Origin of the sequence: Pseudomonas sp. PDM05 (genome assembly GCF_014851685.1) — a bacterium.
Taxonomy (GTDB): domain Bacteria; phylum Pseudomonadota; class Gammaproteobacteria; order Pseudomonadales; family Pseudomonadaceae; genus Aquipseudomonas.
This window is the reverse complement of sequence record NZ_JACVAC010000001.1, coordinates 680,703-694,366: the sequence shown is the minus strand read 5'-3', so window position 1 is coordinate 694,366 and position 13,664 is coordinate 680,703. Positions and strand designations below refer to the sequence as shown.

General features: G+C 61.6%; 10 protein-coding genes. 2 read left to right on the top strand and 8 right to left on the bottom strand.

Annotated features, from left to right (window positions below; translation table 11 throughout):
* Positions 1-40: 40 nt before the first annotated feature.
* The 7 genes from IB241_RS03350 to puuE form a co-directional block, all read right to left on the bottom strand.
* A complete protein-coding gene (locus tag IB241_RS03350; protein ID WP_192296947.1) occupies positions 41-826 on the bottom strand; it encodes an outer membrane protein OmpK in 786 nt (261 codons plus the stop codon).
* Positions 827-1,054: 228 nt separating this feature from the next.
* Positions 1,055-2,404 (bottom strand): nucleobase:cation symporter-2 family protein, encoded by a 1,350-nt coding sequence (locus tag IB241_RS03345; protein ID WP_192296946.1) that lies wholly within the window; start codon positions 2,402-2,404, stop codon positions 1,055-1,057.
* A 195-nt stretch (positions 2,405-2,599) separates the two neighbouring features.
* Positions 2,600-3,886 (bottom strand): urate hydroxylase PuuD, encoded by a 1,287-nt coding sequence (locus IB241_RS03340; RefSeq protein ID WP_192296945.1) that lies wholly within the window; start codon positions 3,884-3,886, stop codon positions 2,600-2,602.
* Between the two features lie 51 nt (positions 3,887-3,937).
* Positions 3,938-4,441, bottom strand: coding sequence for an ureidoglycolate lyase (locus IB241_RS03335; RefSeq protein ID WP_192296944.1), 504 nt, complete (start codon positions 4,439-4,441; stop codon positions 3,938-3,940).
* A gap of 120 nt (positions 4,442-4,561) precedes the next feature.
* On the bottom strand, positions 4,562-5,557 hold the full coding sequence (alc, locus tag IB241_RS03330; RefSeq protein WP_192296943.1) for an allantoicase: 996 nt from the start codon (positions 5,555-5,557) through the stop codon (positions 4,562-4,564).
* Between the two features lie 80 nt (positions 5,558-5,637).
* On the bottom strand, positions 5,638-6,153 hold the full coding sequence (gene uraD / locus IB241_RS03325; RefSeq protein ID WP_192296942.1) for a 2-oxo-4-hydroxy-4-carboxy-5-ureidoimidazoline decarboxylase: 516 nt from the start codon (positions 6,151-6,153) through the stop codon (positions 5,638-5,640).
* The gene (gene puuE / locus IB241_RS03320; RefSeq protein ID WP_192296941.1) at positions 6,150-7,076 is read right to left on the bottom strand and encodes an allantoinase PuuE; all 927 of its coding nucleotides are present in this window, start codon (positions 7,074-7,076) and stop codon (positions 6,150-6,152) included. Before puuE ends, uraD begins: the two co-directional genes overlap by 4 nt.
* Positions 7,077-7,462: 386 nt before the next feature.
* Between puuE and uraH the strand changes: the two genes are divergently transcribed.
* Positions 7,463-7,816, top strand: a complete 354-nt coding sequence (gene uraH / locus IB241_RS03315) for a hydroxyisourate hydrolase (protein ID WP_192296940.1) — start codon at positions 7,463-7,465, stop codon at positions 7,814-7,816.
* 155 nt (positions 7,817-7,971) lie between these two features.
* Positions 7,972-13,089: a dermonecrotic toxin domain-containing protein gene (locus tag IB241_RS03310; protein WP_192296939.1), complete on the top strand. Its 5,118-nt coding sequence runs from the start codon at positions 7,972-7,974 to the stop codon at positions 13,087-13,089.
* Here IB241_RS03310 and IB241_RS03305 read toward each other — a convergent pair.
* A complete protein-coding gene (locus IB241_RS03305; protein ID WP_124529494.1) occupies positions 13,037-13,663 on the bottom strand; it encodes a LysE family translocator in 627 nt (208 codons plus the stop codon). The two genes, IB241_RS03310 and IB241_RS03305, sit on opposite strands and share 53 nt — an antisense overlap.
* Position 13,664: the final 1 nt, after the last annotated feature.

Genomic DNA, 13,664 nt, shown 5'->3' with positions numbered 1-13,664 from the left:
CCCACACAAGCCAGCTCCCACAGGAGACTGGCACCGCCAGTTAAAAGTGGTACTTGACCAGGAAGCTCGCGGTGTCCTGGTTGGTCTTGAACGCACCGGAATCTTCGATCCCGTACTTGTTCTTCCAGTAGTCGTATTCGAAACCGACATACAACTGCTTCGCGCCCCAGTTCATCGCCTTGCCCAGGTCATATTTGACCTGCGGGTTGAAGTGCAGGTTGGCGTGGTAAGTGCCGCGGGCGTTCTTGTCGTTGTCCACCACCCAGTCCATGAAACCGTCGATCAGCACGTCGGAGTTGCCCACCGGGATGGTGTATGCCCACACCGGGGTGATCTGCCAAACGCCGTCACCCGCGCGATTGCCTTCGGTCTGGCGCTGGTAGAAGTTCAGCTGGAAGTAGTCGAAGCCCGGCACGTTCAGGTCGAAGCCTGGGCCGAGCAGGTACGACTCGTTGTCGCCTTCGCCGAACTCGTAGGTGAAGGCCAGCAGCACATCCTTGATCGGGCCGAAGGACAGGTCCTGGTCAAAGATCTTGCCGAACGACAAGCGTGGGCTGATCTCGCCGTAGTAGGTGCTCGGGCCGACGTTGCCGTCTTCCTTGCCGTTGTAAAAGATGCGGTCGACGAACAGGAAGTTGTCGCCGTATTTCCACGCGTCGGCATGTTCGAACGTGACGGTCTGCTGGATCTGCGGGTTGACGGTGAAGTTCTTGCCCCACAGGTAGGTCAGGCTGTTGTTCTGCCACTGCAACAAATCGCCGGCCATGGCTTGGCCACCGGCCAGCAGCGATCCCGCCAGCATCAGGCCTTTGAACATAGGTTTCATTCGGTGCTCCCGAGTTAAGGTTTTATGTTTTTTTCTAAGGGGCGCTCTGGTGTGGCGCCTTTGGATTCGCTGAAAAACTCGTCTGATTGGTCAGCTTTATTGCTACAGCAAAAGCCGCGCCAAGGCGGTAAGAAACCGTCGATTTAAGCGGGCGCGGAGAATACTGGCTCCCACGTCTGCGCTCAAGTGCGCCGTTACAGCGCGCACCGGGCGACGATGGGGCATGCCTCAGGTGTGGGCATGCTCGACAGCAGGTCGTTCAGCACCGCCGAGGATGTTGAACAGGATGTTCAGCGACAACGCGCTGAGGGTGGCCATGGCAATGCCACTGTGGGTAATCGGGCTCATCCACAGCGGCAGTTGCGCGAAAAACTCGGGACGCACCACCGGGATCAGGCCCATGCCGATGCTCACCGCCACCAGCAACTGGTTGCGCCGGTCGGCGATGTCGGCTTCCTGGAGGATCTTGATCCCGGTGGCCGCGACCATGCCGAACATCGCAATTGCCGCGCCGCCCAGTACCGCCGGCGGGATCGACGCCACCAGGTATGCAGCCTTGGGCAGCAGGCTGAGCACAATCAGGAAGGCCCCGGCCATGATCGTCACCGAGCGGCAACGCACGCCGGTCATCTGCACCAGGCCGATGTTCTGCGCGAAGGAGGAGTGGGTAAACGTGTTGAAGAACCCGGCAAAAAATGACGCACCGGCATCACACAACAGGCCACGGCGCAGCATCTTCGGGGTGACGTCCTGACCGGTGATCTTGCCCAGCGCCAGGAACATCCCGGTGGATTCGACAAAGATGATCACCACCACCAGGCACATCGACAGGATCGGTGCCAGCTCGAACCTGGGCATGCCGAAATGCAGCGGCGTGACCACCTGCACCCACGGCGCCTGGGCCAGGCCGCTGAGGTCGACCATGCCGAGCAGGCCGCACAGCATGTAGCCCAGGCCCATGCCAATCAGCACCGAGATATTCACCCAGAAGCCGCGCATGAAGCGGTTGATCAGCAGGATGGTACCCAGCACCAGCGCAGCAATCGCCAGGTAGATCGGCGAGCCGAAGGTGGCCGCCGCACTGCCGCCACCGGCCCAGTTCACGGCCACCGGAAACAACGACAGGCCGATCGCCGTGATGACGGTGCCGGTGACCAATGGCGGGAAAAAGCGTACGACCTTGGACATGAACGGCGCGATGATCATGCCAAAGAACCCGGCGGCGATGGTCGCGCCAAAGATCCCCTGCAGGCCGATACCGGGCATGCCGGCCATGGCGACCATGCTGCCGACGGCGGCGAAACTGGCGCCCATCATCACGGGCATGCGGATGCCCACCGGGCCGATGCCGAACGACTGCACCATGGTGGCGATACCGGCCACCAGCAGGTCGGCGTTGATCAGGAAGGCGATTTCTTCACGGCTCAGCCCGGCGGCCTGGCCAATGATCAGGGGGACGGCGACGGCGCCGCCGTACATCAGCAAGACGTGTTGCAGGCCTACCAGAATCAGTTGCAAGAGGGGCAGCCGCACCATGGCGGGTGCGGCAGGAATCTGCGGTTCGGCTAACTCGGTCATGCAACACCTCGGATCTTTTTTATTGTTGTGTTGTTTGGCATTCAATTGCCATTTGGAGCGCGATCTTTCAAACACTGCCAATCCCCTGTGGGAGCGGGCTTGCTCGCGAATGCGGTCGTTCAGTCAATGCTTGGTTGAATGACACACCGTTTTCGCGAGCAAGCCCGCTCCCACATTTGGATTTGCATCAATCAGTTAATTTGTGCGAGCCCCCTGATTGATCCAGGTGCCAATCAAATCCCGCTCCTGCTGGGTCATCTGGGTGATGTTGCCCAGCGGCATGATCTGGCTGGCCACGGCCTGCGCTTGGATGCGCGCGGCCTGCTGCTGGATCTGTGCTGGCGTATCAAACATCACCCCCGCCGGTGCGGTGCTGAACAGCGGGCTGGTGGGCTTGGCCGAATGGCACACGGCGCAGCGTTCCTGGATCACCCCGTGGACCTTGTCGAAATCAATCGTGGCCTGGGCGGGTGCCGGTTCGGCAGCAGGAGCAGGGGCGGGCGCAGCGGGTTTCAAGCCACCGCCCAACGCCGTTTCCGGCAATGGCTGGTACTCGATGGCCGCGGGGGCTTTGGCGACTTCAGCCACCGGCTTGGGACCGGTCACGTACGCCAGGCTGATCATCGCCAATGCGCCGACCGGCAGGGTCCACGCGTACTTCTGGCTGTCATGCCGGGTGTTGAAGTAGTGCCGCACCAACACCGCCGCCACCGCGATACCCGCCAGGATCAGCCAGTTGTATTGGCTGCCGTAGGTGCTCGGGAAGTGGTTGCTGATCATGATGAACAGCACCGGCAAGGTGAAGTAGTTGTTGTGACGCGAACGCAGCAGGCCCTTGGCCGGCAGTGCCGGGTCCGGCGTGCGGTTCTCGGCGATGGCCGCTACCAAGGCGCGTTGCGCCGGCATGATAATGCGGAACACGTTGCCGACCATGATGGTGCCGATGATTGCACCCACGTGCAGGTAGGCGCCACGGCCGCTGAACACCTTGCTGAAGCCATAGGCCGCTGCAATCAACAGCACAAACAGGATGAAGCCGAGCAGGGCAGGGCGTTTGCCCAGGGCCGAGTCGCAGAGGAAGGAGTAGATGAACCAGCCGGCGAACAGTGAGCCGATGCCCAGCAATACGCCTTCGGTGCCGCTGAGGCTGCTGCCGGGGGCAAGCAGGTACAGCGTCGGGTTGAGGTAGAACACCACGCACAGCAGCGCGACGCCCGACATCCAGGTGAAATAGGCTTCCCATTTGAACCAGTGCAGGTTGTCCGGCATGGTCGGTGGGGCCAGTTTGTATTTTTCCAGGTGGTAGATGCCGCCACCGTGGATCGCCCACAAGTCACCGGCCAGGCCGTTCTTGGGGTTGACGCGATTGAGGTTGTTTTCCAGCCAGACGAAGTAGAAAGAAGCGCCGATCCACGCGACGCCAGTGATCATGTGAACCCAGCGCACGCTAAGGTTCAGCCATTCCAACAGATGTGCTTCCACAGTCTTTACCTCTCGCCTGTCACCCTTGTTGTCGGGTGATCAAGCCTTCTCTTATTGGTGGGGGGCGAGGATCAACCGCTCATCCTCTTTGAAAAAATGCTCATCGCAGTTATTGCCTGTGCCACTGCGATCAACCACCAGGAAGTCATCCCGCTTTTCGATCGTCAGCACCGGGTGGTGCCAGACGCCGCGATGGTAATTAATGCCCTGCCTGCCGTTGGTGACGAAGGCGCGGACCAAGCCCGATACAGGTTCATCGCCAAGTGGCGCGACCACGATCAGAAAGGGGTTGCCGAGCAGCGGAATGAAAGCCTGGCTGCCCAGCGGGTGTCGTTCCAGCATGCACACGGTCAGCGGCATGTCCTGCGCGTCGGCGCGGAAGATGCTGATGATGGCGTGGTCTTCCGGCGCAGCGGTTTCGACCGTGGCCAATTTGTGAAAGCGCATGGTCGACCCGTTGTTGATCATGAAGTGGTCGCGGCCAGAGGTTTCGATAACGTCTCCGAAAGGGGCGAAGGCTTCTTTGGTCAGGGGTTCGATCACTAATGTGCGCATGGCTGTCTTCTTATCCGAATGTTGTGTTGTTTGTTCTGCCGCCATCGCGGGCAAGCCCGCTCCCACAGGGGAATGCATTTCAAATGTGGGAGCGGGCTTGCTCGCGAATGGACTCACCGCTTATTTAGCGACCTTGCCGAGAACGCGCAGGCGGCTCACGCCACCATCCGGGAACACATTCAGGCGGATGTGGGTAATCGGGCCCAGTGCCTTGATCTGCTCAGCGAAGCTGTGTTCAGCGTGCATTTCCAGCTTCTGCGCCGGCAGCAGTTCGCGCCAGAACAGCGATTGGGTTTCGATCTGGCTGTCGGTGCCGCCTTTCACGAACGCGCCCTGGATGGAGCAGGTGTCCGGGTAGTTGCCCTTGAAGTGCAGGGTGTCGACGATGATTTTCTCGATCTCGCCCGGATGGCCCAGCGCGACGATGACCCAGTCATTGCCTGGCGTACGACGACGTGCGGTTTCCCAGCCGTCGCCCATGTTGATGCCACGGCCCGGGTTGAGGATGTTGCTCATGCGGCCGAAGTGTTCATCGGAGCAGGCCAGGGCACGACCACCGTTGAGGGCGGCAGCCAGGTCGACCTGTTCGTTGTCGCCTACCGACGACCAGTCGCGGAACGGCACGCCGTACACGCGCAGACGGGCCACGCCACCATCCGGGTAGATGTTGAAACGCAGGTGGCTGAACGCCTGGTCGTTGCTGATCTCGTGGTAGTGGTGGCTGTTGCCTTGCAGCTCGACGGCCGACAGCACTTCCACCCACTGGGTGTTGGCGTCTGGCTCGCCCGAGGCGAGGAAGCAGGCTTCCAGGGAGGCCGATGGCGGGAAGTTGCCGGTGAAGAATGAAGTGTCGATGTCCACGCCCTTGATCGAGCCCGGCACGCCCAGGCGGATCACCGCGCTGTCGTAGCCTTCGAAGCGCTTGCGGCGTGACTCCCAGCCGTCCATCCACTTGCCGTTGTCATCGAAAACGCCCTCCTTCCACACGGCCGGGGTCGGCTGGAACAGGCGGTTGGCGTCGGCGAACCAGTCATCGGTCACGGAGATGATCTTGGTGCCCAGGCGGGCGTCGGCCAGGTTGACGAACTTCTCGAAAGGTACGGCGTAAGCTTTCATTCTTCTTGTCTGCCTTAGATAGAGTGGCTTGGGATGCTTGCCCGGCCCTGGGCGTCATGAGCGCTCGGGCCAGGGTTGCTTTAAAGGGTCAGTAAACGGAACAACGCGATCTTGTTGATCTCGGCCAAAGCGCATTGGAACTCGGCTTGCACCGAGTTGTGAATGCGCGTTTCGAACGCGGCCAGGATCTGGTGCCGGTTGCTGCCTTTTACCGCCATGATGAAGGGAAACTTGAACTTGGCCTTGTAGGCGTCGTTCAGCTCGGTGAAGCGAGAAAACTCTTCGGCCGTGCATTGGTGAATCCCCGCGCCAGCTTGCTCATCGGTGCTGGCTTGGGTCAGTTGGCCCTGGACGGCGGCTTTGCCGGCCAGGTCCGGGTGAGCGTTGATCAGGGCCAGCTGGCTGGCATGATCGGCGCTCAACAGGATGTCGCTCATGCGCTGGTGCAGGGTTTCGATCTCGTCGATCGAAGGGTCCTGGCCCAGGTCGAAGGCCTTTTCGGCCACCCATGGCGAATGTTCGTAGATGTCGGCGAAGGCCTCGACGAATGCGTCGCGGCTCAGGGTCGAGGGTTTCAGGGTCTTGAACGCAGTCATTTGGCCGCTCCCTTGAACGGGTGGGTTTCATGCCAGTGGCGGGCAATATCGACGCGGCGGGTGAACCACACCTGTTCGTGACCTTTGACGTATTCGATAAAGCGCTTCAACGCGGCCAGGCGGGCAGGACGGCCGATCAGGCGGCAATGCAGGCCGATGGAGAGCATCTTCGGGGCATCCAAGCCTTCGGCGTAGAGCACGTCGAACGCGTCCTTGAGGTATTCGAAGAAGTCATCGCCCTTGTTGAAACCCTGCACCTGGGTGAAGCGCATGTCGTTGGTGTCGAGGGTATAGGGGATCACCAGGTGCGGCTTGCCGGTGGGGTTGCTTGGTTCCCAATAGGGCAGGTCGTCGTCGTACGTGTCGCAGTCGTAGAGGAAGCCGCCTTCCTCCATCACCAGCCGGCGTGTGTTCGGGCCGGTGCGCCCGGTGTACCAGCCCAGCGGGCGTTCGCCGGTCAGTTCGGTGAGGATGCGGATCGCTTCGAGCATGTGCTCGCGCTCCTGGGCCTCGTCCATGTACTGGTAGTCGATCCAGCGGTAGCCGTGGCTGCAGATTTCGTGGCCGGCCTCGACCATCGCGCGGATTACATCCGGGTGACGCTGGGCGGCCATGGCCACGGCGAAGATGGTCAGCGGAATATCGAATTCTTTGAACAGCTTGAGGATGCGCCATACGCCGGCACGGCTGCCGTATTCGTACAGCGACTCCATGCTCATGTTGCGTGCGCCTTGCAGCGGCTGGGCCGAGACCATTTCCGAGAGGAACGCTTCGGACTCCTTGTCGCCGTGCAAAATGTTGCGCTCACCGCCTTCCTCGTAGTTGAGTACGAAAGACAACGCAATGCGTGCCTTGCCCGGCCAGTGGGGGTGAGGAGGGTTACTGCCGTAACCGATCAGGTCGCGTGGGTAGTCAGCGCTCACTGCAGTCTTCCTTCTTGTTCGTGATCATTCATGTGGCGGCCGGGCAGCGAAATGACTGGGTGGCGTCACAGCGATGAGTGATTGTATACAACTTATCTGTCACTTTGTAAGCCTACATTTCTGCATTTTTTCCGCAGGCCTCTGTGTAAAGGGTGTAGCAAGAAACTTGCCCAGTTGGTCAGCTAATGGACAAAAGGTCGTTTAAAAGCAAGGATCACAGGTCAATCGCCTGCACAAGCAATGAGCGCGGGTGGATCGCAAGGTTTGTGATTTTTATTGTGTACAATTTTTTTGAAAAGTGTCTTAATCAGTCATCGCCGGCTTTTTCGCTGCCCTGAAAAAGTGCGGATCTCTCTTCTACTGACTTCGGGAGGCGCGTAGACGCCATGGGACGTTTGACCACACACGTTTTGGATGCCGCACACGGTTGCCCCGGCAGCGCGATCAAGGTTGAGCTGTACCGCGTCGAAGGCGCGCAGCTGGAACTGGTCGCCACTACCTTGACCAACAGCGACGGCCGCTGCGACGCACCTCTGCTGCAAGGCGACGACTACCGCAGCGGTGTGTACCAACTGCAATTCAACGCCGGCGACTACTATCGCGCCCGTGGCGTGCCATTGCCGGAACCGGCCTTTTTAGACGTGGTGGTGCTGCGCTTCGGCATCAGCGCCGAACAGGATCACTACCATGTCCCGCTGCTGATTTCGCCCTATAGCTACTCCACCTATCGCGGTAGCTAGCGTCACCTCGCTTCACACCCCCAAAGCTCTTCGTTGGTTTTTTGCCCGCCCACACTGCGGGCTTTTTTTCGTCTGCTCAAAGGCGCGGCAAGTATGTAAAGCACTGCGCGCAGCAAGCTGCTTAGGCTGGGCTTTTGTGTGGACAGGAGCCAGCCATGAGCAACCTTATCGACGCTCAACCTGAAGAATATGTTCAGACGCTGCTGACCCGGCGGATCAATGCCGTTGGCGAGCCCGGCAGGCTGATCAATCAGTTGCACGCGGCCCAGGCGCGCTGCGCCGCAACCGGCAAAGGGCTCAAGCGCTTGATCGCGCGTGCGCCGCGTATTTCACGGATGGTGCGGATGGCATTGCAGGATGCCTTCGCCCTGAACCCCGATCACCTCTTGTTTACCGAGCCGGGCCAGGTCAATAGCCTCACCGAGCGTGCATTGGCCTTGCTGGTCGATCCATTCATACCGGCCAATATCAACCAATTCACCCAGTTGAGCGTCAAGGACGACAGCGCGAGAAAACTGCCCTATACCCCCTTCCAGGTACTGGAGAAGGTCAAGGCGTTGGGTTTGCTGGAACGGTTCCACCAGGGCGTGGCGGCGTACTGGAGTCGCCTGGCCTATGGTTCCTGGCTTACGCGGCGCGAGCGTTGGGTGCAGTTGTATGCGGCGCAGTTTGCCGACCAGGCGTTTATCGCGTGTCAGTTGTATGAGTTGTCGGAACCGGCGTTTGCCATGGTCCGGCAATTGGCGGACGCGCCCACCCCCCAGGCGCGGCGGCTTGCCGGTGGCGAATGGACGGGGATGCAGGTACGTCAGTTGTTCTGGCCGGGGACCAACCAGGCGGCGCTGGCGGTTCCGGGGGCGCTGTATGTTTCACGGGGATCGCTGCACGTCGCCTATCTGCCCGGCCTGGCGCGTGGGTTTTATGAATATCAGTCCTGGACGCAGATGCAGCAAGGAGTGGGGGCGTTGCTGCAGGGGCGCTTGTTCACCCTGTTGTGGCAGTGCCTGGCGCTGCGGCGGCGCGACGCCGTCCTTGAACAGGGCCCGATCGTGCATGACGACGCGTTGGCCCACAGTGCATTGGCGCTGCTGGACGGGCAGTGGCACAACGAGCTGGCATGCGCCCTGACGATCAATCACCGCGCGGTCGCCGCATCTGGGCAAGCACCGCCCCAGCCCCGTCGCTTTCTTGTCCAGATCGAAAAGGCCCGCAAGCACTTGGTGGGCGAGCCGCGCCTGGTGCCGTCAATGGCGGCCTTGTTGAAATGGGACGGGCAGCGGCAGGCGGCGCAGGTCATGTTGGGGCGCTTTAGCCCGGGGCTTTCACTGGCCGCTCGCGAACACCGGGTGCGCCGTCATGAAAAAGGCCTGTTCGCGTTGCTCGATAGCCAGGACCTGGCAAAAGACACGGAACCCTATCTGGCATTTGTGGCCCTGCAAGCGCGCTGGCAGGTGCAGCGCGAACGCGTGCGGCAGTGGGCCGAGGTTGCGCCCGAGCGTGCTTTCGACCCCGCATTCTGGCTGGAGCGCCCGGACGGCACCCGCAAGCGGGCGACCCTGATGCTTGAGGCCCGGCGCCAGGCGCTGCTTGCCGAAGCCGAGTTGCTGCGACGTGCACAACTGATCAGTGCGGCGCATCAGCAGTGCCTCGTCGATGTGCTGGAGACTCCCCTGGCCGGCCAACGCACCGACAGTGACGCGTGTGTGTTGCGTATCCGAGTGGGGCGCGAAGCAGACCGCGGCGTGCCGTTGCACGATGTGTTTGTGGTGACCACGCGCAAGGGGCACAGCCGTCCCACGCGGCAACAGCCGGTATTGCTGGTGGTGGGCGGTGCGCACGGTGGGATGTCGGCGTTCAATTGCCTGGCTGACTTGAGCCACAGCCTGCAGGCCAGCCTGCAAAGCCCTGACCGATCGCCGTTGTGGTGCAGCGTTGCGCGGGATCAGCGTGCCCTGCGCGCAGCGGGGGTGGAAGTGACCTACGCGCCGGTCACGGGCAATGTCCTGCATGAAGGCTTCAATGGGCTGGTCAAACTGTATGCCCGGCTCGCCGCGCAACTCGATGACAAGGTCCGGCTGTACAGCGAGGTCAGCGACCCCGCCCTGGCTCGGCTGTTGCTGGCCGATGAGCTGCGCGAACATGTGCAGGTGCCGGTGGACGACGCCCGAATGCTGGCATTGGCCAATGTACAGTTGTTGCGCGTTGCCGCGACACAGGCGAAAAAACTGCCGGCATGGCTCGGCACCGCCACCGCAACCCTGCGCCAGCGCTACCGGCATTTGCAAAACCACTACCTGACCAGCGCCGTGGCGTTTGAGGAAAAACTCTGGAGCCTGCTGCCAGAGTTGGAAGATTTTGCCCGCGAGCGACTGATCGCACAGCTGACCCTGGATGGCTTCTATCCGCAACTGGATGTCGACCGCCCATTGTTCGATATTCCCGACGATGTCAGCGCGCATTTTTGTGGCTTGTCGAGCCAGTGCGCGGTGGGTGACCGGCACGTGAAAAAGGTCGTGAGCGTGCAACGCAGCACCTACAGCCTGCTGCAATTGGCCCTGCATAACCTTGACCCCCAGGCGCCATGGACCGAGTGGCGGCTGAACCGTGCCCGCTATCTGGACCCCGCCTGGAAAGACCGCCTGAGCGTGCGCTACCTGATCAAGACCCTGTCCGCCCTGGACATCGGCGGGCATTACGAAGCACGCATCCGCCAGGTGTTTTACCCGGAGTCGGACAACCCTGGCCTTTGCCCTGCACTCAGCTACCGGGTCGTTCGGCAGCACGCACGATGGCAGCTGTTTTCGGCCGAACAGCAAGGCCTGAGCCCCCAGGGGCGCAGTCTGTTCAATACCGCCATCGCCGCCCGCGTCCCCGACGACCTGACGCGCAACGGTCATTGCGTGCAACTGTGTTTCGTCCGGTTGGTGGGCTACACCCTTGAGCATGACCGGCACATTGCCGGGATGCTGGTGTTGTTTGACCGGGTATCGCAACGCTGCGTGGTGTATTGGCCGGCGGCGCAGGGGTTTCCAGTGATCAGCGAATACCCGGACTGGGATGCCATGAGGGACAGCCTCAACCGCGACTGTGCTTTGCCCGCGCCGATCAAGGTGCTGGCGCGCCAGGTTGCACCTGGCTGGGCGCACGAGGCGTTGGCCAGTTATCCCGGGGCGCCGCCGTCAACCGAATCGGCGCGGGGCACCTTTAGGCGATTGCGCATGAAGGGCCTTTTTATCTTGACGATAGGCGAGGCCGTTGCCCGATTTGTGCGTTCGTTCAAGGTGCAGCATCGCGTGGCGTCCGTGTTGCCGGAGGAGATCGAGGCGCAGATTCGCGAGCAGATCCAGGCGGTTGCGCCACGTTGGCTGGACATCGCCGTCACTGACCACAGCCATGCAGTGGCGCTGCTGGTACATGCGCGGTTGTTTGAAATCCAGCATCGTAGCCAGGCCAGTGCCCGCTCCGCCCAGGCCTTGGCGGAGTATCGCGAGCGGCGCCTGGGTGAGCAGCGCTCGGCGCTGGTGCGCGGTGTACTGTCGTTTATTCCGTTGATTGGCGTAGGGATCAGTGTGTACGAGCTGCTGCTGGCCGCACGGCACTATCACCACAGTGGCGATCCCAAGGTGGCGGTGGACGTGGCCTTTTTGACGTTGATCGCCTTTGTCGATGTGCTGACGGCATTGGTGCCTGGCCCCAAGGGGTTGTCCAGCGCCGGCTCCGCGACCGCACGGGCGACGATGCGCAATGCCATGGTGCGCTTTTCGCAGCGCCCGGCACTGACGGGCCTGAAGCGATCAATGCCCAGGCCGCTGAAGCTGTTGGAGCGTTACAGGAAAGATGGCTTGCCCAGTGATGCGCTGCGGTTGCACGGCCCGGGGAACAGAGGCAGCTACATCACGGACGGTGAGCAGTTTGTGGTTATCGATAGCGAGCGCTACCCGGTCTACCGGCGCAAGGATGAGCAGGTGCTGCGTTTCAGAAACCAGCAAGCTGACGGCCAGGATGAATTGATCCTGTACATCGATGAGCCGCGAGAGTGGCTGCTGGGCGCCGATGCGCCGCAGCCGCAGCCAGGCCCCAGTGCAGCCCCGTGGCGACCTTGGGCTTCGTCTTCGGCTGCCACTGAATGGGCCCGACCCGCGCAAGCGTTGCTGGAACAAGTGATACGTCAATCGCCAGAGGCGCCTGGCGGTTGGCAGGCGTGGGGGTTCGTGACGGAAATGACGTTGGTTGAAGCAACCCCGCCAAGAAATATCTTTACCGTGTCCAGCGCGACGCCCGACCAGGCCTTCAGCGTGTTGAGGCTGGGAACTCGTTATTACCGGCTATTGCCCGAGGCGCAGGAGGGGGTGTCGCAGCGCCTGGTGTTCATCACGCCCAACCATGCCGTGGTCCACCCGGCCTCGATCGACGTGTACTACTGGACCGGGCCCGGCATTGCACACCAACCGATCCCGGCGACCCTGGGGGCCAATGGCGTGTGGACGTTGCATCAAGGGTTGTTTACGGAACCGGTGTCGGCGTCGTTGAACCGGGCCTTTCCCTTGATGACCCGTGGCAGTCGGCATTTTCTGCTGGAGCGTCTGCTGCATCTGTCGGACTCCAGCCGCAGCACGCTGACCGCCACCCAGTGGTTCGATCTCAGGGCGACACTCGACAAATGGCTGGCCCCGTCGGCCGTTGGGCAGACGGACGATTTGTTGAGGCTGTTGCGACCCATCGAGAGCTCGACCAGAACCAGTATCTTCATTGGCGACGAAGGCCTGACCCCAGGGTTTGATCGCCTGGACTTCCATTTGCCACAGGCCCCCGAGGCTTCATTGCAAGTCGCGACGCAGCACAATCTGAGCGAGCGACGTCACTTGGCCCAGGGCCAGGTTCGAAGGCACCTTGAGCAGATGGGGTTCAGTTTGCACAGGGTGGAAAAACGTCCCGGCGCCTTGCTGGCATCGGATTTCTACTGCACGCACCCACAATCCGACACGGTGTATTTCGTCATGACGCGCTGGTCGAGTGGCAGCTCGCTGGATCTAAAGGCCCGCGTGGGCATTCAAATGACCGATGAATGGTTCCGGCAACGATTTTTCACCACACCCATCGCTGCTGCCCATGCGCCGATCGCTGCGGCGATGAGAGAAGGGCGCCTGGTGAAGATCATTGCCGGTGTGCAATGGACGCCCAGGCGTGACCCTTCGGTGTATTTCGTCCGGTTCGGCAACGTTATGCCCGGAGCAAGGCAGCAACGCCCGCGCTACCAAAAAAAGCGGCACTGACCCGGTTGAACCAGCCCTGGCCGCTGCCGCTGCGCAGATACCGGGCCGCTCCGTGTGCGCCGAGACCGTAGGCCAGCTTGCAGAGCAGGTCGAGCAGGGTCCAGGTGGCAATCATGATCAGCAGCTGTGGCAGGAACGGCTGCTGGCTGCTGAGAAATTGCGGCAGGAACGCGGCGAAGAACAGGATGTCCTTTGGGTTGCTGGCGCCCAGCACAAAGGCACGCCCGAACAGTGTGCGAAAGCGCGGTACGGCGGCCAGTTGCGGTACTTCGGCACCCTGGGCCGGTTGCCGCGACTGCTGCCAGCTCTGCCAGGCGAGGTAGAACAGGTACGCCGCGCCGACGATCTTCAGGGCGCTGAACAGTTGCTCGGAGGCCAGCAACAGCGCGCCCAGCCCCAGGGCCGAGGCGCTGAGCAGGCAGATCGAGGCAAACACCCCACCGAGAAACGCTGGATACGAACGGCGCAGGCCGTAGTTCAGACTGTTGCTGATCATCAACAGTGACAGCGGCCCCGGGATCAGGATCACCACCAATGCCGCGCCGCTGAACAGTAGCCAGGTTTCCAGGTTCATC

What these genes read in the sequence shown, in the direction of transcription:
- IB241_RS03350 (WP_192296947.1), bottom strand. Translation starts at nt 826, where the DNA reads ATGAAACCTATGTTCAAAGGCCTGATGCTGGCGGGATCGCTGCTGGCC.
- IB241_RS03345 (WP_192296946.1), bottom strand. Translation starts at nt 2,404, where the DNA reads ATGACCGAGTTAGCCGAACCGCAGATTCCTGCCGCACCCGCCATGGTG.
- IB241_RS03335 (WP_192296944.1), bottom strand. Translation starts at nt 4,441, where the DNA reads ATGCGCACATTAGTGATCGAACCCCTGACCAAAGAAGCCTTCGCCCCT.
- alc (WP_192296943.1), bottom strand. Translation starts at nt 5,557, where the DNA reads ATGAAAGCTTACGCCGTACCTTTCGAGAAGTTCGTCAACCTGGCCGAC.
- uraD (WP_192296942.1), bottom strand. Translation starts at nt 6,153, where the DNA reads ATGACTGCGTTCAAGACCCTGAAACCCTCGACCCTGAGCCGCGACGCA.
- uraH (WP_192296940.1), top strand. Translation starts at nt 7,463, where the DNA reads ATGGGACGTTTGACCACACACGTTTTGGATGCCGCACACGGTTGCCCC.
- IB241_RS03310 (WP_192296939.1), top strand. Translation starts at nt 7,972, where the DNA reads ATGAGCAACCTTATCGACGCTCAACCTGAAGAATATGTTCAGACGCTG.
- IB241_RS03305 (WP_124529494.1), bottom strand. Translation starts at nt 13,663, where the DNA reads ATGAACCTGGAAACCTGGCTACTGTTCAGCGGCGCGGCATTGGTGGTG.